Origin of the sequence: Agrobacterium sp. ST15.16.055, from assembly GCF_027956555.1 — a bacterium.
Lineage (GTDB): Bacteria > Pseudomonadota > Alphaproteobacteria > Rhizobiales > Rhizobiaceae > Agrobacterium > Agrobacterium salinitolerans.
The window spans coordinates 299,854-323,752 of sequence record NZ_JAQKGN010000002.1; the positions used below are offsets into that span (position 1 = coordinate 299,854).

A 23,899-nucleotide genomic window follows, 5' to 3' on the forward strand; every position below is an offset into this window, starting at 1 on the left:
TGACTGTCCCCGTCCTAGGCGGGGCGAGCAGCCGAAAAACCGCGCCCCGCTCTTGCTTCCGCCTGCGCCGCCAAAAACGCATCCGGTTGCCAAAGCTGAAAATGATCCGCCCGCCCGACGAAGGTGACCTCGGTGGAGATGCCGGTAAATTCCCGCACAAAATCCGTCACCATCAATCGACCTTCCTGGTCGAGCTTCATGAAAACACCGCCGCCGTGAACCAGCAGCGACATTGCGTTTGCCTGCGGCGAGAAGGCATCCATGGACGCAATCTGCCGCTCGTAGCGCTCCAGCAGATCCGGACCGCCGACGCTGATTGCCGGAAACGCAAAATCCTGGAGACAATAAAGCTCCTGAATGCCGCGCTTCACCAGCACCGAACGAAACGGAGACGGAACCGAAACGCGCCCCTTGGCGTCGATCCTGTTCGTCACGTTCGATAAAAAGCGGTCCATTACTCAACTCGCCAAAACCGCATGCCCCAAAGCGATTCATCCGCTCCGCAGCCGACACCGGTACGCACGACACATCGCCAAGCGCCAGGGCGACATGCCCTGCAGCAGCCCCTTGCAGGCTCCTCGAACGTTTCAGCGATTGCGGGTCAAAAACACGACCCAATGTGGTGTGCATTTGGGATACCATGGGACACTATGGGCGTCAATGGGATGAAGCCGGCACGATACCGACTTCGCATCGGAAATTCATAAGCCGTTAAGTTTAACGAATGGTTTACTTTGTGCGCGAAGACGGCGGTTTACCGGCACAAAAATTGTCTTAAACCGATAATTTTCCGGTTTAAAAACAACATGATGATGAGATTTTTTAGAAGTTTCACGTCGAAGACGGAAAAGGAAAATTCGCCAGTTGGCCTGTAAGCCGGGTTCTGTATGGCTCCGGTTTGACCCGGAACGTGGCAGCCATTCATCTGGGACGGCATTTGCATGCCGCCTCGCGCAACCCACCCGGATGACGGGCCTGGAAACCGGCTGTGAACGGGCTTTCGCCCATCCCGTGTCATCCCTATTCGGTCTTGCTCCCGGTGGGGTTTACCTTGCCGCCGCTGTTACCAGAAGCGCGGTGGGCTCTTACCCCACCCTTTCACCCTTACCATGCGGGTGCATGGCGGTTTGCTCTCTGTGGCACTTTCCCTGGGGTCGCCCCCGCCGGACGTTATCCGGCACCGTATTTCCGTGGAGCCCGGACTTTCCTCACCTTACCGTCTTTCGACATTGGTAAAGCGCGGCTGCCCGGCCAACTGGCTTGGGCTGCATAACCATGTTCCGCAGCGAAAGCCACCGAAAAGCGACGGCCAAGATCAAAGAAATGCGGGTTTGAAATCCGTAGAGAAGGCGCCGTCGGCGATTTGCCCGTCCCGCAGCAGCAGGGCACCCAGCCGCCCGATCTCATCGGAACTCTTGGCCGCCGTGCCGTTACCGCCGGTCAGAACCGCAATCTTCGGCGAGGCGGTGAAGCCGATGGCCGGATAGCCGCTCTGCGTTTTGGAGACGACGCAGGCGGCCATCGAGATGCGCGAGAGATCGATGGAAGGCACCAGCGATCCGACGATGTCAGAGAGATGATCACGCACGCTTTCGCGTCCGCCGGAGCGGAACCATTCGCGGATTTCCGGGTCGCTGCCGAGCCTCTTGTCGTCGGGATCGCCGCCGATCTTCAGGTAGAATTTGCCATCGGGATAACGCACCGGCGGCAGAAGATAGATATGTTTCGTCGTGTCGCGCGGCTCATAGATCAGCGACGGCATGTCCGCATATTGATCCAGATCGCCCTCATCTACCTCGAAGAAAGCGACGGTGCGTGCATAGACATTAAGTGCTACCGGCTGCGGCAGCAGATATTTCGTGATCGAGAAGCCACCGGCCGCCACCAGCACCCGGTCTGCGGTATAAACCGCGCCAGAAACCGTCTGCACCGAGGCCCGGCCACGCTCTTCCCGCGTCGAGACGACGATATCGTCGATAAGCGTAACGCCAGCCTTTTCCGCGAGGATAGCCTGCGCTTTCACCAGCGCGCGCGGGTTGACGTAACCGGCATTGTCCTTTTCGAATACACCTTCGCAACCCTGCTCGAAGGAGAAATAGGGAAAGCGGCTTTTCAGGCTCTGGTCATCAAGCAGTTCCGTGGAAACGCCGCGCCGAGCCGCTGCCTTGAGGACATCATCGACAAAAGGATTCGCACCGCCCCGCTGCGGCCCCACCATCAGGCAGCCGACCGGCGCATAAAACTCGACACCACTGCGTGCGGCAATATCGGTATAACGCGCAATGGAACGGTTGGCGAGCAAGGCCCAGTCGGCATCACCATCGATGGTGCGGGTAATCCGCGCTTCATCGTAGTGGCTCGCGAAGACGCCTTGATGGGTTTTGATATCGGCAGGCTCAACGGGACCGATCAGCGCCACACCCTCCGCCGTTTCCGCCAAATGGCGGGCGGCGGCGGCACCCATCATGCCGCGACCCACGACGATATAGTTGAAATGTCCCGACATGCCGGCCTCTTCATCCGCTCATTTCCGTCGCAACCTTGTAGCTGCTTCGCCCCTGAATGTCAGACGAAAACCGGCGACATTTCGGCGGCGAATTCATCCTCGGTCAACTGGCCGTTCAAAAGCAGCATGGCGCCCAGCCGGCCGATTTCGTCCGAAGACTTGGCGGAGACGAAATTGCCGCCGGTCAGAACCGCGATATTGGAGGACTGCGTATAGCCGATATAGGGGTAGCCGCTACGGGTGATGGAGGCGACACAGGAGCCTGACGTGACCGGGCAACCGGCAAGTTCCGGCATCAAGGATAAAGCCCGCTTTCTCAGAAACTCCACCTCACCCGGCGTCCCGTCCGAATGGAACCAGTCCATCGCGTCAGTGAGCGTTTCAAGCCTGCCCTTCTCGCTCTCCCCGCCAATCTTCAGATAGACCTTGCCATCGGGATAACGCACCGGCGGCAGGATATAGACGATGTCGTCCTCTGTTTCCGCGAGCACGATGGTGGAGGGCATCGCCCCAAACAACGCCTGATGCGCCTCATCCAGCTCGAAAAAGACGATGGTGCGGCCCGTGGCCGCCATATCGACGGGAGAAGGCAGAAGTTCCGCCATGTTGGTGAAACCGCCGGCCGCCACGATGACCTTTTCAGCGGTATGGGCGGCCCCGTCGCGGGTCGAAACCTCTACGCCATGGGAGGTGTCGCGAATATGCGCTGCCGTCTGGCGCAGCAGTTTCGCACCCTGCATCTCGGCAATGGCGCACTGCGCCTTCACCAGGGCGCGTGGATTGACGTGGCCGGCATTCTGCGCCTCGAAATAACCGTCGTGATCCGCCGGCAGGGAGAACATCGGAAACCGGCCAGCCAGCTCATCAGTGCCGAGTGTCTTCACACCAAGACCGAGACGGTCCGCCGAGGAAAGGGCGCGCGAGACATAATCTCCCGCAAGACCCTTACCGTTGCCGGTGAACAGACAGCCTGCTTCGGTAAAAAAGCGAATGCCGCTTTTGGCCTCGATCTCCGCATAACGGCGGATGGAGCGTTGCGCCAGCTCCGCCCAGACCGGATCGCCGTCAAACCCGCGGGTGATGCGCGCCTCATCGTAATGACTTGAAAATACACCCTGATGCGTCTTGCGGTCGGCAGGTTCGTCCGGCCCGATCAGCGCCACGCCATCCGTTTGCACGGAGAGATGCCGCGCCGCGGCCGCTCCCATCATTCCGGCCCCGACCACGATATATTTGAAATCCGGCATGTCATGCTCCGTATCAGCTTTGCCTCTGACTACAGCATGCCGGGCCGAACCGGAATCGCTTTTCGCAATTTAACAAGCAATGCAAACCGGCCTCAGCCGGCCAGCAACGCCTGCACCTTGCCACAATAGCGCTTGGAGACTGGGTTCATGCGGGTGGCGCCATGGCCGGCATTGTAACGCAGGATCGTGCCGCACACTTGACCGCCGCCCAGCTGATGCGCCGTCGCCAGATATTGCATGCCCCAGCGGATATTGGTCTCGGGATCGTAAAGCGCCTTGGTCGTGCCGCGATAGCCCATCATCCGCGCCGTGGCCGGCTTGATCTGCATCAGCCCGACCTCGCCTGCGCTGCCGCGGGCCTTGGGGTTGAACTTGCTTTCCACCGAAACGACGGCATGCGCCAGGTTGGTGGGAACGCCGTAACGCTTGGCATATTTGACGATCAGATCGGAATAGCCGTTCTTGAGAGTGGAAGGCAGGTTTTTTTCCGGAATGGGATAACCGGGCTTGCGGAAGAAGGTCTCCAGCGTCACGGTTTTGGTCTTGACGTCCTCGTCTTTGGCAAAAGCAATCCCCGCCTGCGAAGCGAGCATAACAACACTCGCCACGACAGCAACAACAACCCTGTTCATATGTAGAAAAAGTCTCCAGATCGGATGACCGGAACAATGAAGCGACACAAATAGTCTGCGCCCGGAAAGTCGATCGCGACCTTCCGCTGTCCGGTCTCCTTGATTGATATTGACGGCAGGCTCCCCTGAAGAACGACACCGCATGCAGTGACGTTCTTAAACTTCCTCAATGCGGATTAACTGTGGCACAAGAAAAAAAGCGACTTGAACTCGCGGAAAAAGCGGGAATGCTTTTCCAGAATTGGCGATTAAGCGCCCGAAAATCTCGGCAGGCTGGCGATCAGCCGGTGCAGCGTATCGATGGTGGAGAAATCCGCGATACCATCCACCAAAGCGGGGCGGAAATGCCGCTGGAAAGCAGCCACGGCGCCTTCGGTTTTTTCGCAATAAGCGCCTGTAATTTCAACGCCATAACCATAAATAGACAGCATCGACTGCAGCGCTTCGACCGGTTGGCCATGGTCGCCGCGCTGAAAAAAGCGGCCGCCACGGATCGGAGCAGGCTCCACCCAATGGCCGACACCGTGCTGCGACAGGATGTCCCACGGAAATTTTTCACCCGGATCGACCTTGCGGATCGGTGCAACATCCGAATGCGCCAGCACCCTTTCTGGGGCGATAGACCAGCGCTGGCCGCAATCGCGACACAATTCGATGACGGCAGCCACCTGCTCTTTCGGAAATTCCGGCAGGCCGCCGGGATGGCCCTGATTGGCGATCTCGATACCGATGGAGCGGGAATTGATGTCCTGATCCCCCGCCCAGATGCTTTTGCCCGCATGCCAGGCACGGCGGGTTTCCGGCACGAGCTGGATGACGCGCCCGTCCTCGAAGACGAAATAATGGCTTGAGACCTGGCTTTCCGGATTGCAGAGCCACGACAGTGCGCCGTCGGCCGTCGTCATGCCGGTATAATGCAACAGGATAATATCGGGACCGGCTACATCAAGCCTTTCACCATGGTTAGGCGAAGGCGCAACGGTTGCGCCCCCGAAATCCGGGATAAAATCCGGCAGACATTCACTCATGCGACGCGGCGTTCTTTCTCGATGGCCGCATATGCGGCGTTGAGAGCCGCCATACGCTCATTCGCGGCCGCATGCAATTCCATGGGAACGCCGCGGGCAATGAGCTTGTCAGGATGGTGTTCGGCAACCAGCGTTCTGTACCGCTTGCGGATATCCAGAAAATCGTCCGAAGGCGAAACGCCGAGCACGCGATAGGGGTCGCGCCCGTCCATATGGACATGCCGCGCCATGATCGTTTCGAAGTGATCTTCGGTGATACGGAAGATTTCCGCGATCCGGCCGAGGAAGGCGAGTTCCCGCTCGTGGATCAGCCCATCGGCCTTGGCGATGTGGAACAGGCCGTCGATGACGCTTTCCAGCATCTCGCAATTGGCGTGCCCGGAGCCGCAAAGACCAGCAAGCCGCTCCGCATAGGCCTCGTAACCGGCAACGTCCTGGCGGGCGAGATTATAAAGACGGGCGACGTTCTTGGCTTCTTCTTCCGGAAAATCGAAGATTTGCCGGAAGGCGCGCACTTCCGCGTCGTTGACGACACCGTCGGCCTTCGCCATCTTGGCGGAGAGCGCGATGATGGCCACGGAAAAGGAAACCTTGCGGCGGGTTTCCGGGTCACCTTCGAAAAGGGTGCGGATGGCTTCCACCACGCGCCCGAGCGCACCGCCTGCCGCGTCGCCGATTGCGCCGAGCAGCCGTTCCCACAGGGATGAAATTTGCAGACAGGCGAAATCGAACATCATGCAACAAGCATGACGGGATATTGCCGCGAATGCAATATGCCTAGCGGGCCGGCGGCATTAACTTTTATTCATCTTTGCGACAGTTTTGCTTCAGGAACAAGAGTACGGCAGACGACGGAACCATGGTTTTCCACAGAGGGCGGAAAGCTGGCCGCCGGCGATGCCGATTGAAACGATTATATTAGGCCACTTTGCTCAAGCCGCTGAAAAACCGCGAGAAATCGGCGTTCTTCTTCATAAATTCACTTTACACCAACACGCGGCTGTCGCATCCATTTGCCAGACATGTCTTTGGGTATATGTGAAAAGGAGAGCCATGATGGCCAAACAGAAAGTCGCAATGCTGACCGCGGGTGGCCTTGCGCCCTGTCTCTCTTCGGCCGTGGGCGGCCTGATCGAGCGTTACAGCGACATCGCGCCCGAGATCGACATCATCGCTTACCGCTCCGGTTACCAGGGCGTGCTTCTGGGTGACCGCATCGAGATCACCCAGGATATGCGGGAAAAGGCACATCTGCTCCACCGCTACGGCGGCTCGCCGATCGGCAACAGCCGTGTGAAGCTCACCAATGCCGCCGATTGCGCCAAGCGCGGTCTGGTCAAGGAAGGCGACAATCCGCTGCGCGTCGCCGCTGACCGGCTGGCGGCTGACGGCGTCACCATTCTCCACACGATCGGTGGCGACGACACCAATACGACAGCGGCCGATCTCGCCGCCTATCTTGGCGCTAACGGCTATGACCTCACCGTTGTCGGCCTGCCGAAGACGGTGGATAACGACGTGGTGCCGATCAAGCAGTCGCTCGGCGCCTGGACGGCCGCTGAAGTCGGCGCTTCCTTCTTCGACAATGTCAGCAACGAGCAGAGCGCTGCACCCAAGACCTTCGTCATCCATGAAGTCATGGGCCGCCATTGCGGCTGGCTGACGGCCGCCACCGCGCGCGCCTATATCCAGAAGACCAGCGGCAATGAATATGTCGAAGGCCTGATGATGAACACGCAGATGAAGAACATCGACGGCATCTACCTGCCGGAAATGGCCTTCGACATCGAGGCGGAAGCCAAGCGCCTGAAGGAAATCATGGACAAAAACGGCTATGTCACGCTGTTCGTTTCCGAAGGTGCGGGCCTCGATTCCATCGTCGCCGAACGCGAAGCCTCCGGCGAGGCCGTCAAGCGCGACGCTTTCGGCCATGTGAAGATCGACACCATCAATGTCGGCGGCTGGTTCCAGAAGCAGTTCGCCAGCCTCATCGGTGCGGAACGCTCCATGGTGCAGAAATCAGGCTATTTCGCCCGCTCCGCCGCCGCCAATGGCGACGACCTGCGCCTCATTCAGGGCATGGTCGATCTCGCCGTCGAAAGCGCGCTCAACAAAGTCTCCGGCGTCACCGGCCATGACGAAGACCAGAATGGCAAATTGCGGACCATCGAGTTTCCGCGTATCAAGGGCGGAAAGCATTTCGACCTCTCTGCAAAATGGTTTACCGAAGTGATGGAACACGTCGGTCAGCCGTTCACAGCGGCCTGATTTTACGATAGGCTAAAATAATACTGCGACAGGGAGGGCAAGGAGGAAGAGAATGTCTGGACAGGCCTGGCTGATTTTTTGTGCAGCATGTGCCGTTGTGTTCGCACTCCCCTCTCCCCTTGTATTCTCTGTCGCCTCCTATGCCGCCATTCGCGGCAAAAAGACGATCTTCGCCTCCGTCAGCGGCGGGGCGCTCGGCATCGTCACGGCCATGACGATTTCCGCCATTCCGGTGGCCGGTCTCGTCTATCTGCCGCAATCCTTCGTGGAAATCGTGCAATGGGCCGGCATCGGCTGGCTGATGCTGTTTCTCCTGTGGACCTTCGCCACGCCTGCCGCCCAGGCCGCCAATGCCGATAATGACAATCTGCCCGGCAAATCCTGGAGCGGCATTTTCCGCGATTGTTACGCCATTGCCGCCCTGCGCCCGCGCTACTTCGCTTTATTTCTGGCGCTGTTGCCGCAATTCGTGTCCACCTCTGGCAATGCAATTGAAACGTTCGCCATGGCGCAGGCCGCCATTCTTCTTCAGGCGTTGGTGATTCTGACCGCGCAGGCGCTGTTTGCCGGGCCTACTCTGGCGATGGTGCGCCGCATGTCGGGCGATAAGAAAATCCGGCCGAAATACCGCACCCACTTTATTTCCGGCCGCGCCGTCAGTGCCGGATACAGGCGCATCGCGGCCTGAAAAACCGCCCGAAAGCCGGGGAGAAACGCACCGGCTTGCCGCTATCCTTACAATAGGTTAATGAAGGCTCGACGGGACACTGCCTGCTTCGCTCGACGCGGGGGTATCGAAAGACAGGCATAACGAAGGCGGCAACATGCGAAATTCCGGCAAATTCCGCGGAAGAAGTGCACTTCTTCTGTCTTCCACCGTGGGTCTGGCACTGGCATTGAGCGCATGTACCAGCGTCGAATATACCGCAAAGGAAGGGCCGAACGGCCCGACGATCGCGACAGTCAATCCCGCGACCACTCCCGCGGAAACATCGCCGCAGCCGGCGACGGCCGAAGCAGCAACGGGCGTGACCCCGGCAGCAGCAGCAACGGTTAAGACCGCCGAAACCGCAACCTCTTCCCAGCCTGCGGCACTTCCCACCGCCGTCGCCGTCAAGGGCGGACGCGTGGCGCTGCCACCGGCTTCTGAAATTGCTGCAGCCGCAGCCATCGCCGCCCAGATGCAACCGCAGCAGAACGAAGTCGCCCAAGCGAGTGTGACGATATCTGCGCCGACCACGGCCACGGCACTCGCACCGACAAGCGCCACTCCGGCGGCCGCAGCCATCGAAACGGCTGACATGGCGGCCAAGCCGGCTGCCCACAATGCCGCTGCCGATCTGCCGCAGGTGGTTGCCGTCAAGGGCAGCTTCCCGCCCGCGCCGCCGCCGCCCGGTTCGCCCTCCATCGGCACTGAACTGACGGCCGAACGCAAAGTCATTCCGCTGCCAAAGCCGGACAGCACGGTTCTGGCCTATGCCGCCGGCCCGACCAACGCCGCGCTTGCCGCTATCCGCCAGAACGAATCGATGGCGGCCCCGGTCGGACGCGAAAAGCTCAGCGGCCTTATTACCAAATACGCCACCATGTACGATGTGCCGGAAGATCTGGTTCACCGAGTGGTGCGGCGTGAAAGCATGTATAATCCCGGCGCCTATAGCAGCGGCAATTTCGGCCTGATGCAGATCAGGCATGCCACGGCCCGCTCCATGGGCTTCGATGGTCCCGCTTCCGGCCTGTTCGATGCCGAAACCAACCTCAAATACGCCGTCAAATATCTGCGCGGCGCATGGGTTGTGGCGGGTAACGACCGCGATAACGCGGTCCGGCTTTATGCGCGCGGTTATTACTACGACGCCAAGCGCAAGGGCATGCTGCACGTTCTGCGCAAGTGATGGCCTCCGGCTGCATTGGGAATGCAGTCTGGATTCGTGGCAACTTAGACGCCGATCGTTTCACAGCGTCTTTTCGTCTCATTGTTTTCACCCACAGCCCCTGTCATCAAACTGTAGTGTGACGGCTGTAGACGCCTCTCAATCGACTGAGAGGTGAACATATGACGAGTGCGGCACCCAAGACCGGCTTCAGCAAGAACACGAAACTGAAGTCTGCATTGCTCCAGCACAAGGCACTCTCCAAAAGCGGTCTGTCCGAGCGGTTCTTCGGCGTCCTCTTTTCCGGCCTCGTCTATCCGCAGATATGGGAAGACCCGGAAATCGACATGGAGGCCATGGAGCTTGGCGAAGGCCACCGCATCGTCACCATCGGCTCGGGCGGCTGCAACATGCTGGCCTACCTCTCCCGCAATCCGGCCAGCATCGATGTCGTGGACCTCAACCCGCACCACATTGCGCTGAACAAGCTGAAGCTCGCCGCCTTCCGCCATCTGCCCGCCCATCAGGACGTGGTGCGCCACTTCGGCCGCGCCAACCACCGCAGCAACAGCATCGGTTACGACCGCTTCATCGCCGAGCATCTCGACGCCACGACCAAGGCATACTGGTCGAAGCGCACCCTTTCCGGCCGCCGCCGCATCTCTGTCTTCGACAGGAATATCTATCGCACCGGCCTGCTCGGCCGCTTCATCGGCGCCGGTCATCTCATGGCCCGGCTGCACGGCGTGAAGCTCACCGAAATGGCCAAGACCCGAACGCTGGACGAACAGCGCCAGTTTTTCGACAGCAAGGTCGCACCCCTTTTCGACAAGCCGGTGGTGCGCTGGCTGACGAAGCGCAAAAGCTCGCTCTTCGGCCTTGGCATTCCGCCGCGCCAATATGACGAGCTGGCCAGCCTTTCCGCCGATGGCACGGTTGCGTCCGTGCTCAAGGAGCGGCTGGAAAAGCTCGCCTGCAACTTCCCGCTCAGCGACAATTATTTCGCCTGGCAGGCCTTCGCGCGCCGTTATCCCGAACCGCATGAGGGTGCCCTGCCCGCCTATCTCAAGTCGGAATATTACGAAACGATCCGCAACAACACCGCACGCGTTGCCGTGCACCACGCCACCTATACCGAGCTTCTCTCCAAAAAGCCGGCAAGCGCCGTCGACCGCTATATCCTCCTCGATGCGCAGGACTGGATGACGGACACGCAGCTCAACGAATTATGGTCGCAGATCAGCCGCACCGCGGCATCCGGCGCGCGCGTCATCTTCCGCACCGCCGCCGAAAAGAGCGTCATCGAAGGCCGGCTTTCGCCTGACATCCGCAACCAGTGGGTCTATCTCGAAGAGCGCTCCAACGCGCTCAACGCCATGGACCGCTCGGCCATCTACGGCGGCTTCCATATCTACCAGAGGGCTATGGCATGAAAACCATCGGCGAGAATGTGGGCCTTGCAGACAGCGCACATGCGGGCCTGATGGACCGCATGTATCGCCACCAGCGGCATATCTACGATATCACCCGCAAATATTACCTTCTCGGCCGCGACAGAACCATTTCCGGCCTCGACGTGCCGAAAGGTGGCACCTTGCTGGAAGTTGGCTGCGGCACCGGCCGCAACCTGCTGCTGGCCAGCCGCAAATTTCCGCAGGCGAAACTGTTCGGCCTCGACATTTCCGCCGAAATGCTGCTGACCGCAGCCGAAAATTTCGCCGGCAAGGCGGAACGCCCCATTCTGCGCGTGGCAGATGCCACTGCCTTCCGCGCCTCGGAATTCGGCCAACCCGACGGCTTCGACCGCGTCATGATCCCCTATGCGCTGTCGATGATACCGGATTGGGAAAAGGCTATCGAACAGGCGCTCACGGCGCTGAAGCCCGGTGGCTCACTGCATATCGTCGATTTCGGCCAGCAGGAACAATTGCCGAAGTGGTTCCGCACCCTTCTGCAAGCCTGGCTCACCCGTTTCCACGTCACGCCCCGCGCCAATCTTCGCTATGTTCTGGCCAATATGGCCGGCCGTTTTGACGGCAATCTCGAATTCGAGGAAATCGCCCGGGGTTATGCCTGGCGGGCTGTCATCACGCTCCCGGTTGCCGAAGCGCAGCAGCCGAAAAACCACCGCATCTTGGCCGACGCCTGATTCCCGACGGATTGCAAAACCCACATGCGCGCATGCGACGTCGCCTTCAAGGCTTCGCCGGGAGAGGTTTCAGCAGTAAAAATCGCAAATCGCTGCAAATCCAGCGGCTTGCGAGATGCAAAAAGCACCTAGCCCCTTGCCATAACCGCTTGTTTACCATGTTATGCGTAAATTGAGAGATATGGCGCGCCGTTTTGCGGCCGCGGGATGGGCAACACTTTCATCAGGGTTTCAATGCGGCTGCGTTTATCGGCACTATTGTCGGCTTTGCTGTTGATCGGCGGCTGCACCTCCACCAGTTACGACCTGCTGGAAACCGCATCCGTTTCCAGGCCGAAATTTTCTGATACCGACCCGCAGGATTTCGGCGTCAACAACCCGCACCGCCACGAGGTGCACGGCATCGACGTGTCCAAATGGAATGGCGATGTCGACTGGCAAACCGTGCGTAAATCCGGCGTCTCCTTTGTTTTCATCAAGGCGACGGAAGGGTCGGACCGTATCGATCCGAAATTCGGCGACCATTGGCGCAGCGCGGCGGCGGCCGATATTCTGCACGCGCCCTACCATTTCTATTATTTCTGCTCCACAGCGGACGCCCAGGCCGACTGGTTCATTCGCAACGTTCCGAAGGACGCCGTCACCCTGCCCCCGGTTCTCGACGTGGAGTGGAATCCTTCCTCCCCCACCTGCAAGACCCGCCCTGCCCCGGGTATCGTGCGCGCCGAAATGCAACGTTTCCTCGACCGCATCGAAGCCCACTACGGCAAGCGCCCGATCATCTATACCTCAGTCGACTTTCACCGCGACAATCTCGTCGGCCAGTTCAAGGACTACCATTTCTGGGTGCGTTCCGTTGCCGCCCATCCGGCCAAGATTTACGAAGATCGCAAATGGGCCTTCTGGCAATATACCGCAACCGGCGTCGTGCCCGGCGTGAACGGTCCCACTGACATCAATGTCTTCGCCGGAAGTGAGAAAAACTGGCGAAAATGGATTGCTTCCGCCAAATAACACGGCCAAGAAGCAACACTTTTGAAAAATCGGCGTTGTTCAGCCACGTCAGATCGCCCGATCCGTTTTTTTGTCGCAAACATATGGGTAAAGCGGGCTAACAACCTATCGAGGAAATTCCCATGCCCACGTTCCGGTCGCGCAGCATCGTTTTTGCCGCCGCTTTGTCGCTTCTTTCTACCGGCTCCGCACTCGCAACGCCGCCTGTCGCCTCGCCTGACGATCCCAAGCAGGTTGCCTGCGGCGGCGATCTCGGTGCATTTCTCGAAGGCGTTAAAGCCGATGCGCTTGCCAAGGGCATCCCGGCCGACGCAATCCAGAAGGCGCTCGCCGGCGCGCAGATCGACCCGAAGGTGCTCTCGCGTGACCGTGCACAGGGCGTCTTCCGCCAGACCTTCCTGGAGTTTTCCCAGCGCACCGTCAGCCAGCCGCGCCTCGATATTGGCCGCAAGAAACTGCAGGAACTCTCCTCCACCTTCGCCCGTGCCGAAAGCGAATACGGTGTACCGGCCGGCGTCATCGCAGCCTTCTGGGCCATGGAAACCGATTTTGGCGCCGTCCAGGGTGATTTCAACACCCGTAACGCGCTGGTGACCCTGTCGCATGATTGCCGCCGCCCGGAACTCTTCCGTCCGCAGCTGCTGGCGCTGATCGAAATGGTTCAGCACGGCGATCTCGATCCCGCTACCAATACGGGCGCATGGGCCGGTGAAATCGGCCAGGTGCAGATGCTGCCCAAGGACATCATCGCTTTCGGCGTCGATGGTGATGGCGACGGCCACATCAACGTCAAGAGCAGCGCGCCCGACGCCATCCTGACTGCGGCCAAATTCATCCAGCATCTCGGTTTCAAGAAGGGCGAACCCTGGATTCAGGAAGTTTCCCTGCCTGAAAACCTGCCCTGGGAAAAATCCGGCCTCGGCGGCACGCTGACCGCCGGTGAGTGGTTCGCGCTCGGCGTCACCCCGCGTGACGGCAACAAGAACTTCGCTTCCCTTCCCGCCGCGCTCATCATGCCGCAGGGGCGCAAGGGTCCGACTTTCATTACCTATCCTAATTTCAACATCTATCTGGAATGGAACCAGTCGTTCATCTACACGACCTCGGCCGCCTATTTCGCCACACGCTTGATGGGCTCCCCCGTCTATAACAAGGGCAACCCGGAGCCCGGTTTCGATGATGCGACCATGAAGCAGCTTCAGACCAAGCTCGAAGCGCGCGGACATAATGTCGGCAAGGTGGACGGCATTCTCGGTTCCGGCACCCGCGTCGCCATTCAGAAAGAACAGCAGCGTCTCGGACTGCCCGCCGATGGCTGGCCTTCTGCCGCACTTCTGCAGGCGCTTTAATCAATCTTAACGACGCCTTCCGGCCCTTCATCTGTCGGACGGAATCAAGGCAGAAATCATTAATCTCGACCTGATGACTGGGGATAACACCCCGGTCATTTACTTTTTTTAAACTTATGAAGCACTGCGTGATAGATAAATAATCTTTTATTTTCAATAAATTACGGAAAACGCTTTTTTACGGCATGCCAGGTCTTGCTGCACTGCATCACAAAAACCGCTTTCCAACCGCCACAAAACGGTCATATTATCAAACCTGTCAACAACAGGAGGCACCCATGGGACTTACAAAATCTCTCAATGCCTTGGCAGTCGGTTTGGCGTTTTTGTTCGTAGCGATGATGCTTTTCATCTGACGAGACGTGAAGACCAAACGCAGATAAAAACCGTAGATGACACGAGTTTAAAAAGCGCAGGCCCTAAGGGACCTGCGCTTTTTTCATATCGGTAATCTGCTGTGTAAAATCACGCGGCGCTGCGGCGCAGACGCTCCAGCCCGAGATTTTCAAGCACCGCGTCAACCAGCGGCGCGCGGTTCATGGTGTAGAGATGGAACTCATTGACGCCACGACGCTGAAGGTCGGCAATCTGTTCGGCGGCAACCTCCGCGGCCACGCGGGCGCGACCTTCCAGATCGTCGTCATAGCCTTCGAAACGCTCATCCAGAAAACCGGGAATGCTGGTGCCGCAGCGGCCGGCGAAACGCTTGAGCTGGGTGAGATTCTGGATCGGCATAATGCCCGGAACCACCGGAATGGCGATGCCCGCCGCCGTGACCCGCTCCATGTAACGTTCGAACACGTCATTATCGAAGAAGAACTGCGTCAGCGCCCGCGTCGCACCATTGTCGGCCTTGCGCTTCAACATGTCGATATCGATAGCCTCGCTTGCGCTTTCCGGATGTTTTTCCGGATAGGCCGAAACGGAAATCTCGAAATCAGCAATTTCACGCAGCCCCTTCACCAGAGCGGCAGCATTCTCATACCCTTCCGGATGCGGCTGGTAAGCCGTGCCGATGCCGGTGGAGGGATCGCCGCGAAGCGCCACGAAATGGCGAACGCCAGCATTGCGGAACTCTTCTACGACCTGATGCACCTCATCCCGGCTCGCATCCACGCACGTCAGATGCGCGGCAGTCGGCAGATGGCCGTCTGCGATCATACGGCGTACCGCGTCCAGCGTCGGCGCTTTTGTGGAGCCGCCGGCACCATAGGTGACGGAAACGAAATCCGGATTCCACTTCTTCAGCTCGTCGACCGTTTCCCAAAGCTGGGATTCCATCTCGGCGTTCTTGGGAGGAAAAAATTCGAAAGACAACCGGATGTCGCCATCACGGCGTGCGGTTTCTGACCTCAACATATCATGCCCTCCCGGAGCGAAGTAAAACCGCCTCTTGCGCCACATCGTCTGCCATCAGCAGCCGCTGGTCGCGGGCAACCCATATCGTGACGTCCAAAGCCTCGTCGGACGCTTTTTCAGAATGAAGATCGACGGCGCGCTCCAACGAAAGCCCGGCCTTCTTCAACCATTCTTCCATCAGCGGATGCGAGAAACCGAGCCGCACATGCGCGTGTTCATCACGCAGATATTCGAAGGAATGCGGCGCAAGGTCGATGACGATCAGCCGACCGCCGGGACGCAGCATGCGTGCAGCTTCCGAAAGCGCGATTTCCGGCTGGTCGAGGAAATGCAGGACCTGATGGATAACGATCAGATCGAAATCCTGTCCCTCGAGCGGCAGATTGAGAATGTCGCCATGGCGAACGGAGGCATTGACCACACCTGCCTTGTCGAGATTGGCGCGCGCCACCGACAGCATGTCGCGGCTGGCATCCACACCGATCGCGCGGCGATAGATACCGCTCAGAAGCTGCAGGATACGGCCGGTACCGGTGCCGAGATCGAGAAGCGAATCGATCGGCGTGGTGCCCACCAGTTTCAGGAGCGCGCCTTCCACGGCCTCGTCGCTGACATGCAGACGGCGCAGCTCGTCCCATGCGGAAGCGTTGCGGCTGAAATAGTCCTGCGCCCGCTCCGCCCGCACCCGCTTGACGGTGGCAAGCCGTTCGCTGTCACGCTGGAGAACGGCGTCAGACGGCGACGCGGCGCCAAGCAGCTGCCGAACGACGCCCGCAGGCTCACCATCCTGCCGCAGACGGAAATAGGCCCATGCGCCTTCCTGATAACGCTCGATCAGCCCCTCTTCCGTCAAAAGTTTGAGGTGACGGGAGATGCGCGGCTGCGACTGGCCGAGGATTTCGGTAAGGTCGGTAACCGTCAGATCGCCGGCCGAAAGAAGCGCCAGCAAGCGAAAACGCGTCGTCTCACCCGCCGCCTTCAGGAGATCCACCAATTTGTCCAGACCGAACGCCACTCTGCCGCGCCTCGCAAGCTAATCAAGATATAAAGATATCTTTATGTCGATGTGGCATTCGATGCAAGCGTAAAGTGTCTCGGGACGCGATCATGTCCACTTATTAAACGAAAAAAGGCCCGCTTTACGGCGGGCCTTTCTGGAGCGATGCTGAAAAGGATCAGCGCGTCAGGCGCTTGTAGCTCACGCGGCCGGGCTTGATGCTTTCCGGGCCGAGACGGCGGACCTTGTCCTTTTCGTAGTCTTCGAAGTTGCCTTCGAACCATTCCACATGGCTGTCACCCTCGAAAGCGAGGATATGGGTGGCAAGGCGGTCGAGGAACATGCGGTCGTGGCTGATGATAACGGCGCAGCCGGCGAAGGCTTCCAGCGCTTCTTCAAGCGCCGCCAGCGTTTCGGTGTCAAGGTCGTTGGTCGGTTCGTCGAGCAGCAGCACGTTGCCGCCGGCCTTCAGCATCTTGGCGAGGTGAACGCGGTTACGCTGACCGCCCGAAAGATTGCCGACCTTCTGCTGCTGATCGCCGCCCTTGAAGTTGAAGGCGCCGCAATAGGCGCGCGAATTCACTTCGAACTTGCCGAGCTTGATGATGTCGTTGCCGCCGGAGATTTCTTCCCACACAGTCTTGTCGCCCGCCAGCGCGTCGCGGCTCTGGTCGACGTAACCGAGCTGAACGGTGTCACCAACGGTCACGGAACCGCTATCAGGCTTCTCCTGACCGGTGATCATCTTGAACAGCGTCGTCTTACCCGCACCGTTCGGACCGATGACGCCGACGATGCCACCGGGCGGCAGCTTGAAGGACAGGTTTTCAATCAGCACACGGTCGCCATAGGACTTGGTGAGGTTGTCGGCTTCGATGACGACGCGACCGAGACGCTCTGCAACCGGAATGACGATCTGCGCATCGCCGGGACGGCGGTTTTCCGCTGCTTCCACCAGTTCGTCATAGGCCTTGATACGCGCCTTGGATTTCGTCTGGCGGGCCTTGGGGCTGGATGCGATCCATTCCTGCTCGCGGCTGATGGCCTTCTGACGCGATGCATCTTCGCGGGCTTCCTGCTGCATGCGCTTGGCTTTCGCCTGCAGGTAAGCGGAGTAGTTGCCTTCGTAAGGAATGCCGCGACCACGATCGAGCTCGAGAATCCAGCCCGTGACATTGTCGAGGAAGTAGCGGTCGTGGGTGATCATCATCACGGCGCCGGGATAGTCGCGCAGGTGCTTTTCGAGCCAGGCGATGGTTTCAGCGTCCAGATGGTTCGTCGGTTCGTCGAGCAGCAGCAGGTCCGGCTGCGACAGCAGCAGACGGCACAGTGCCACGCGGCGACGCTCACCACCGGAAAGGCCGGTCACGGGCGAATCGCCGGGCGGGCAACGCAGGGCATCCATGGCCATTTCGACCTGATTTTCCAGATCCCAGAGGTTCTGGCTGTCAATCATGTCCTGAAGCTTTGCGCCCTCATCCGCCGTTTCGTCGGAATAGTTCATCATCAATTCGTTGTAGCGGTCGACGATCGCCGTCTTGTGCGCCACGCCTTCCATGACGTTTTCCATCACGGTCTTGTTTTCGTCGAGCTTCGGCTCCTGCTCGAGATAACCGAGGGTCGCACCTTCGGCGAGCCAGGCTTCACCGGTATATTCCTTGTCGAGACCGGCCATGATTTTCAGAACGGTCGACTTACCGGCACCGTTCGGGCCGAGGATACCGATCTTGGCATCGGGGTAGAAGGAGAGATGGACGTTCTCCAGAACCTTCTTCGCGCCATAGGACTTGTTCAGCCCAGCCATGTGATAGATGAATTGACGTGCCATTGTAGCGAATGCTCCACATCGGATTTTTAAGAGTACGTATCGGGAAATTTGCCGCTATGTAGGGTAAATAGGACCTTGGGGCAACCTCTGGCACGATTATGACCCCATGATTATGACAAGCTGCGCGATGAGGCGATGGGTGCTGCCATGAATGAGACGACCGATAACTTCGCCTTCAGCCAGATTGAGAGGCTGGAAGCCCCTTCCGGCGCATCGATCGCCTTCCGTCATCAACCTTCCGCTCTATCCCCCGCCCGTGGCGTGCTGATGATCTGCCACGGCCTTGTCGAGCACGCCGGCCGCTACCGCCGTTTTGCCGATGTCATGGCGAAACAGGGTTTCGAGGTCTATGCCCATGACCATCGCGGCCATGGCCGCACGAGAGCGGCGGATGCGCCTCTCGGTCGCTTCGCCTGGAAGGACGGTGCGGAAAAGGTGGTTGCCGATGTCATGGCGATGCGCATGATGATCGGGGAAAGACATCCCGGCCTGGCAACCATCCTGTTCGGCCACTCCATGGGCGGCCTTGTGGCGCTCAACGCTGCCGTCAGCCACCCCGATGCCTTCGATGGCCTGTCGATCTGGAACTCCAATCTCAATCCCGGCGTCATGGGCCGCATCGCGCAGGTCGTGCTCCGGCTTGAAAAGATGCTGAAAGGCTCTGACGTGCCGAGCGCCATCCTGCCGAAGGCGACCTTCCGCGCCTGGAATGCAAAAATGCCGGAAAGGCGCACCCATGCCGACTGGCTGAGCCACGACAAGGCGGCTGTCGATGCCTATGTGGAGGACCCGCTCTGCCAGTTCGAGGCGAGCGTTTCGCTCTGGCAGGATGTTTTCGAACTCTCCTATCGCGCGCCGAAACTCATCGAGCGCCTGCCAAAAACGCTGCCGCTGTTACTGGTAAGCGGCGATCAGGATGCCGCCACGAATGATGGCAGGGAAATTGTGTGGCTAGCCGAGCGTTTCCGCCAGGCGGGCTTCAGTCATGTCGAACACACAATCTACAAGGGAATGCGGCACGAGACATTGAACGAGATCGGCTGGCAGCCCGTCGCGGCGGATTTCGCCGCCTGGTGCGGTCGGGTCGTTAAAGACTGAAGGCGCCTTTGCCGAAACGGAATAAGTCCATGAGATAAAATCACATGCGGCGCGGCAGGCAGCGGTCTATAAACCGGCAAGCAGAAAATCCCGGGGGACAGATGACCGACATGCCGAACAGGAAACCGCCGCTCGCAGGCATCCGTGTCATTGAACTCGCGCGTGTTCTGGCAGGTCCCTGGGCGGGGCAGATGCTGGCCGACATGGGCGCTGATGTCATCAAGGTCGAGAACCCCGAAGGTGGCGACGATACCCGCGCATGGGGACCGCCCTTCGTCGAAAGCGATGATGGGGAAAATCTCTCCGCCGCCTATTACCACGCCACCAATCGCGGCAAACGTTCCATCGTCGCCGATCTGAAGACCCCTGAGGGCTCCGAACTGGTGCGCCGGTTGGTCCGCACCGCCGATGTCGTCATCGAAAACTTCAAGCGCGGCGGGCTTGCCAAATACGGCCTCGATTATGAGAGCCTTAGGGTGCTCAATCCGAAGCTGATCTATTGCTCCATCACCGGCTTCGGCCAGACCGGGCCTTACGCCGATCTCGCCGGATACGACTATATCGTGCAGGGCATGTCCGGTTTCATGTCGATAACAGGTGAAGCTGACGGCCAGCCGATGAAGGCGGGTGTTGCGGTGGCCGATATCTTCACCGGCATTTATTCCGTGACAGCCATTCAGGCCGCCCTCATCCACACCATGCGATCAGGCGAAGGCCAGCATATCGACATGGCGCTTCTCGATGTGCAATCGGCCGTGCTCGCCAACCAGAACATGAATTATCTGATCTCCGGCAAGCCGCCCGTCCGGCTCGGCAACGCCCATCCGAATATTTCCCCCTATGAGGTGGTGCCGACGGCCGATGGTTTCCTGATCCTCGCGGTCGGCAATGACGGCCAGTTCCGCCGCCTCTGCAATATTCTCGGCATAGGCGCGATTGCCGATGACGAGCGTTATGCGACAAACAAGGCCCGCGTCGCACATAAGGTCGAAGTCCGGCAGATCGTTTCCACCGAAACGCTGAAATGGAACAAGCGCGATCTCTTGACCGCGTGCGAAACGAACGCCGTGCCGGCCGGGCCCATCAACTCCATCGAGGAAATGTTCGCCGATCCGCAGGTTCAGGCACGCGGCCTGCGCGTTGATCTCGAGGCTCAGGATGGCACCGTCATCCCCGGCGTGCGGACACCGATTATCATGTCACAGACGCCGCTGCGTTATGAACGCCCGAGCCCGAAGCTCGGCGAACATCAGGCGCAGGTGCTGGCCGAACTGGAAAACATCGAAAGGACCACCACGCCATGAAAAGAACCGGCGGAGAACTGATCGTCGAAGCGCTGAAGGCCAATGGCGTCTCCCGCGTGTCCTGCGTTCCGGGCGAAAGCTATCTGGCAGTGCTGGATGCGCTTTATGAAAGCGGCATTGAAACCGTGGTCTGCCGCCAGGAAGGCGGCGCCGCCATGATGGCCGACACCTGGGGCCGGCTGACCGGCGAACCCGGCATCTGCATGGTGACGCGCGGTCCGGGTGCCACCAACGCCTCGGCCGGCCTGCACATCGCAAGGCAGGATTCCATTCCGATGATCCTGTTCATCGGCCAGGTCCAGCGCGAAGCGCGCGAGCGCGAGGCCTTTCAGGAAGTGGAATATCGCCGCGCCTTTACAGAATTCGCCAAATGGGTGGGCGAGATCGACGATGCCCGCCGCATTCCCGAATTTGTTACCCGCGCCTTTGCCGTCGCCACCTCCGGCCGCCCCGGCCCGGTGGTGCTGACGCTGCCTGAAGACATGCTGGTGGAAGAAGTCGAAGCGCCCGAGGCAAAGCCCTACATGCCGGTAGAAGCCCATCCAGGCACATCGCAGATTGCCGCCTTCGCAAAAATGCTGGGCGAAGCGAAACGGCCGATCTTCATCGTCGGCGGCACCCGTTGGTCCGAGGAAAGCGTGGCGGCCTTCAGGGCATTTGCCGAAAACCACAAGCTGCCCGTCGGCTGCTCCTTCCGCCGCCAGATGCTGTTCGATCACCTGAGCCCTTCCTATGCCGGCGATGTCGGCATCGGCATCAACCCGGCCCTGGCGAAGGAGATCAAGGAAGCCGATCTGGTGGTACTGCTCGGCGGCCGCCTCTCCGAAATGCCCTCCTCCGGTTATACGCTCATCGACATCCCCTACCCGTCGCAGAAGCTGATCCATATTTATCCCGAAGCCGAAGAACTTGGCCGCGTCTACCGCCCCGATCTGGCGATCTGCGCCGCCCCGGATGATTTCGTCGCCGCCCTCGCCTCGCTTACCCTTTCCGGCAACGCCGCATGGGCCGAGCGCACTACCGCCATGCACGCAGCTTATCTCACCTGGTCGACACCACCGCAGACCGGGCCCGGTCCGGTGCAGATGGGCCCGATCATGGACTGGATCGAGGCCAATGTGGCTGAGGACGCGATCTTCACCAATGGCGCCGGCAATTACGCCACCTGGCTGCACCGCTTCCACCGCTTTCGCCGCTACAACACGCAATCGGCCCCGACATCAGGCTCCATGGGTTACGGCCTGCCGGCGGCGGTGGCCGCCAAACATCTGTTCCCGGAGCGCGAGGTAATCTGCTTTGCCGGTGATGGCTGCTTCATGATGCACGGGCAGGAATTCATCACTGCCGTGCGTTATGGCCTGCCGATCATCACCGTGCTCGTCAACAATGGCACCTATGGCACGATCCGCATGCATCAGGAGCGGGAATATCCCGGCCGTGTCAGCGGCACCGATCTCGTCAATCCGGATTTCAACGCTTTTGCAAAAGCCTATGGCGGCCACGGCGAAACGGTGGAAAGAACGCAAGACTTCGCCGCCGCCTTCGAGCGGGCGCGGGCCAGCGGCAAACCGGCCATCATCGAGGTGAAGCTGGATGCGGAAGCGATCACACCGACGCGTACCCTGACGCAGATCCGGACCGGAAGCTGATATTACGCATGGACACGGCTCCGGCATGGTGTAAATCCTGACGCTCGCACGACGTCATCCTCGGGCCTGTCCCGAGGATCCAATCACGTATCGTAAAGTTCATCGGTTGCAGATGCTCGGGACAGCCCCGAGCATGACGAAGGAGGGGTCTCACACTTCTTTCAGCAGCCCTTTGGATCAGGAAACGACATGCCGGATGTTGCCCCTCCCGTCATCACCCCGCGCGGCGCAAAAATCGAGCCCTCGGCCGGCGCACCTTTCGAGGCCGTGCGCGTGGCCCGCGATGTGCTGCACCTTTCCCGCACCGCAGCGCTTGCGACCCTCGATCCGGTCAGCGGTTATCCCTATACGACCGCAACCAATATCGGCATCGAGCCGGATGGCACACCGTTCTTCTTCGCGGCGGGGCTGACGCTGCACGCCCGCAACATGGAGGCGGACCCACGCATCTCACTGACGCTCGCTCCCTTCGGCAAGGGCGACGCGCTGACATTGCCGCGGCTGACACTGGTGGGCAGGGTAGACCAGATCCGCCCGGATGAAGTGCCGCTCGCCATCGCGCGCTACATTGCCCGTTATCCCAAAGCAAAACTTTATCTCTCCCTTCCCGACACGAGGCTTTACAGGCTGCGGACGGAAGGCGTGCAGATCAATGGCGGCCCGGCCCGCAATGCCAGCACCATCACCCCGGCCGATCTGCACACCGATCTCTCAGGCGCAGACGCACTGATGGCAGCAGCGGAAAGCGAAGCAACCCGCCTCAACGCCATCAAGGGCGAAGCGGCCCGGCTCGCCGTTCTGGCAGGCGCAAAGACTGGCCGCTGGACGATCACCTCCATCGACCCGGATGGTATCGACCTCGCCTCTGCCAGCGATCTGGCCCGGCTTTGGTTTGCGGAGCGGGTGACAACGTTGAAGCAGTTTGAGAAACAATTGACTCAACCCGCAAGCTGAACCCACCAAGGGCTTCAAAACAAACGAATACAGGCGACTCGTCGCAGGTTCAGCCACGACCGGCATCATATACATGGTGTCTCGAACGGCCCTGTCACCGCGCCATCGTTTCCATGCGGAAGAAAACGACAAACATGTTGACCTCTTCTTTCATAAATAATATGCATGCACATGCAAATAAATAGTCGGCACGTCGAGACGACCATTTGTGACCCTGGCATGCTCAATCGACCACTCATCGGTCGGGAGACAGGGCCAATCCTTCAAACAATCATCCTAACGGAGAATGACAATGCATTGGATGTATCTGGCAATCGCAGTGATCTTTGAAATCGCGGTCGCAATATCGGCAGGAAATGCCAAGGGTTTCTCTCATCCCTGGTGGACTGCCGCGACTTTGGTCAGCGGCGCAATCGCGACAGTTTTCCTTAGTTTTGCGCTTCTCACTTTCGACGTTGGTGTTGGCTACGCCATTTGGACCTCTACAGCAGGCGTCGGCATTGTCGTTCTGGGCGCGATTTTTTTCGAACAAAGATTGGACTGGAGGAAAATCGCTGGGATCGCCCTGGTAATCGGCGGGGTCATCGGACTTCGGCTCAGCGGCGCGGCATAAAAATAGAGCGACAACATCTGACGTCAGAAC

General features: G+C 59.5%; 21 protein-coding genes and 1 other RNA gene. 12 read left to right on the forward strand and 10 right to left on the reverse strand.

Annotated elements, in window-relative coordinates:
• Window positions 1–14: 14 nt before the first annotated feature.
• The 7 genes from mraZ to PL599_RS04715 form a co-directional block, all read right to left on the reverse strand.
• Window positions 15–455 (reverse strand): division/cell wall cluster transcriptional repressor MraZ, encoded by a 441-nt coding sequence (gene mraZ / locus PL599_RS04685; RefSeq protein WP_077981666.1) that lies wholly within the window; start codon window positions 453–455, stop codon window positions 15–17.
• 401 nt (window positions 456–856) lie between these two features.
• Window positions 857–1,259: RNase P RNA component class A (gene rnpB, locus PL599_RS04690), an RNA gene on the reverse strand.
• Between the two features lie 56 nt (window positions 1,260–1,315).
• On the reverse strand, window positions 1,316–2,506 hold the full coding sequence (locus PL599_RS04695) for an FAD-dependent oxidoreductase (protein WP_269823657.1): 1,191 nt from the start codon (window positions 2,504–2,506) through the stop codon (window positions 1,316–1,318).
• A gap of 59 nt (window positions 2,507–2,565) precedes the next feature.
• On the reverse strand, window positions 2,566–3,753 hold the full coding sequence (locus tag PL599_RS04700; protein WP_269823658.1) for an FAD-dependent oxidoreductase: 1,188 nt from the start codon (window positions 3,751–3,753) through the stop codon (window positions 2,566–2,568).
• A gap of 92 nt (window positions 3,754–3,845) precedes the next feature.
• Window positions 3,846–4,385, reverse strand: coding sequence for a lytic transglycosylase domain-containing protein (locus tag PL599_RS04705; RefSeq protein WP_269823659.1), 540 nt, complete (start codon window positions 4,383–4,385; stop codon window positions 3,846–3,848).
• Window positions 4,386–4,633: 248 nt separating this feature from the next.
• A complete protein-coding gene (locus PL599_RS04710) occupies window positions 4,634–5,413 on the reverse strand; it encodes an N-acetylmuramoyl-L-alanine amidase (RefSeq protein WP_269823660.1) in 780 nt (259 codons plus the stop codon).
• On the reverse strand, window positions 5,410–6,150 hold the full coding sequence (locus PL599_RS04715; protein ID WP_004430712.1) for a J domain-containing protein: 741 nt from the start codon (window positions 6,148–6,150) through the stop codon (window positions 5,410–5,412). The genes PL599_RS04710 and PL599_RS04715 overlap by 4 nt, the downstream gene beginning before the upstream one ends.
• Before the next feature lie 319 nt (window positions 6,151–6,469).
• Here PL599_RS04715 and PL599_RS04720 point away from each other — a divergent pair, with 319 nt between their 5' ends.
• The 7 genes from PL599_RS04720 to PL599_RS04750 all read left to right on the forward strand — a co-directional run bounded on the left by PL599_RS04720 (window position 6,470) and on the right by PL599_RS04750 (window position 14,067).
• Window positions 6,470–7,681, forward strand: coding sequence for a pyrophosphate--fructose-6-phosphate 1-phosphotransferase (locus PL599_RS04720; protein ID WP_269823661.1), 1,212 nt, complete (start codon window positions 6,470–6,472; stop codon window positions 7,679–7,681).
• 52 nt (window positions 7,682–7,733) lie between these two features.
• A complete protein-coding gene (locus tag PL599_RS04725; protein WP_269823662.1) occupies window positions 7,734–8,369 on the forward strand; it encodes a LysE family translocator in 636 nt (211 codons plus the stop codon).
• Window positions 8,370–8,505: 136 nt separating this feature from the next.
• Window positions 8,506–9,576, forward strand: a complete 1,071-nt coding sequence (locus PL599_RS04730) for a transglycosylase SLT domain-containing protein (protein WP_269823663.1) — start codon at window positions 8,506–8,508, stop codon at window positions 9,574–9,576.
• Between the two features lie 161 nt (window positions 9,577–9,737).
• On the forward strand, window positions 9,738–10,988 hold the full coding sequence (locus PL599_RS04735) for a DUF3419 family protein (protein WP_077981659.1): 1,251 nt from the start codon (window positions 9,738–9,740) through the stop codon (window positions 10,986–10,988).
• Entirely contained in the window at window positions 10,985–11,704 is a 720-nt protein-coding gene (locus tag PL599_RS04740; RefSeq protein WP_269823664.1) for a class I SAM-dependent methyltransferase, read from the forward strand. The genes PL599_RS04735 and PL599_RS04740 overlap by 4 nt, the downstream gene beginning before the upstream one ends.
• Window positions 11,705–11,938: 234 nt before the next feature.
• Entirely contained in the window at window positions 11,939–12,718 is a 780-nt protein-coding gene (locus tag PL599_RS04745; protein ID WP_137410703.1) for a glycoside hydrolase family 25 protein, read from the forward strand.
• A 122-nt stretch (window positions 12,719–12,840) separates the two neighbouring features.
• Window positions 12,841–14,067, forward strand: a complete 1,227-nt coding sequence (locus tag PL599_RS04750; RefSeq protein ID WP_269823665.1) for a lytic murein transglycosylase — start codon at window positions 12,841–12,843, stop codon at window positions 14,065–14,067.
• A 465-nt stretch (window positions 14,068–14,532) separates the two neighbouring features.
• Here the strand turns inward: PL599_RS04750 and metF are convergent, their stop codons facing one another.
• From metF to ettA, 3 genes are all read right to left on the reverse strand, one after another.
• A complete protein-coding gene (gene metF / locus PL599_RS04755) occupies window positions 14,533–15,426 on the reverse strand; it encodes a methylenetetrahydrofolate reductase [NAD(P)H] (RefSeq protein ID WP_269823666.1) in 894 nt (297 codons plus the stop codon).
• A gap of 1 nt (window position 15,427) precedes the next feature.
• Entirely contained in the window at window positions 15,428–16,441 is a 1,014-nt protein-coding gene (locus tag PL599_RS04760; RefSeq protein WP_077981657.1) for an ArsR/SmtB family transcription factor, read from the reverse strand.
• A 160-nt stretch (window positions 16,442–16,601) separates the two neighbouring features.
• Window positions 16,602–18,251 (reverse strand): energy-dependent translational throttle protein EttA, encoded by a 1,650-nt coding sequence (gene ettA, locus PL599_RS04765; RefSeq protein ID WP_077981656.1) that lies wholly within the window; start codon window positions 18,249–18,251, stop codon window positions 16,602–16,604.
• A gap of 147 nt (window positions 18,252–18,398) precedes the next feature.
• Between ettA and PL599_RS04770 the strand changes: the two genes are divergently transcribed.
• From PL599_RS04770 to PL599_RS04790, 5 genes are all read left to right on the forward strand, one after another.
• Window positions 18,399–19,349 carry an alpha/beta fold hydrolase gene (locus PL599_RS04770; protein WP_269823667.1) on the forward strand — a complete coding sequence of 317 codons (951 nt, stop codon included), beginning with the start codon at window positions 18,399–18,401 and terminating at the stop codon, window positions 19,347–19,349.
• A gap of 101 nt (window positions 19,350–19,450) precedes the next feature.
• On the forward strand, window positions 19,451–20,653 hold the full coding sequence (locus PL599_RS04775) for a CaiB/BaiF CoA transferase family protein (protein ID WP_269823668.1): 1,203 nt from the start codon (window positions 19,451–19,453) through the stop codon (window positions 20,651–20,653).
• Complete coding sequence (locus PL599_RS04780) at window positions 20,650–22,302, forward strand: thiamine pyrophosphate-binding protein (RefSeq protein ID WP_269823669.1); 1,653 nt, start codon at window positions 20,650–20,652, stop codon at window positions 22,300–22,302. Before PL599_RS04775 ends, PL599_RS04780 begins: the two co-directional genes overlap by 4 nt.
• Before the next feature lie 189 nt (window positions 22,303–22,491).
• On the forward strand, window positions 22,492–23,256 hold the full coding sequence (locus tag PL599_RS04785) for a HugZ family pyridoxamine 5'-phosphate oxidase (protein ID WP_269823670.1): 765 nt from the start codon (window positions 22,492–22,494) through the stop codon (window positions 23,254–23,256).
• A gap of 292 nt (window positions 23,257–23,548) precedes the next feature.
• Window positions 23,549–23,869, forward strand: coding sequence for a DMT family transporter (locus PL599_RS04790; protein WP_077981763.1), 321 nt, complete (start codon window positions 23,549–23,551; stop codon window positions 23,867–23,869).
• The last annotated feature ends 30 nt before the right edge of the window (window positions 23,870–23,899 follow it).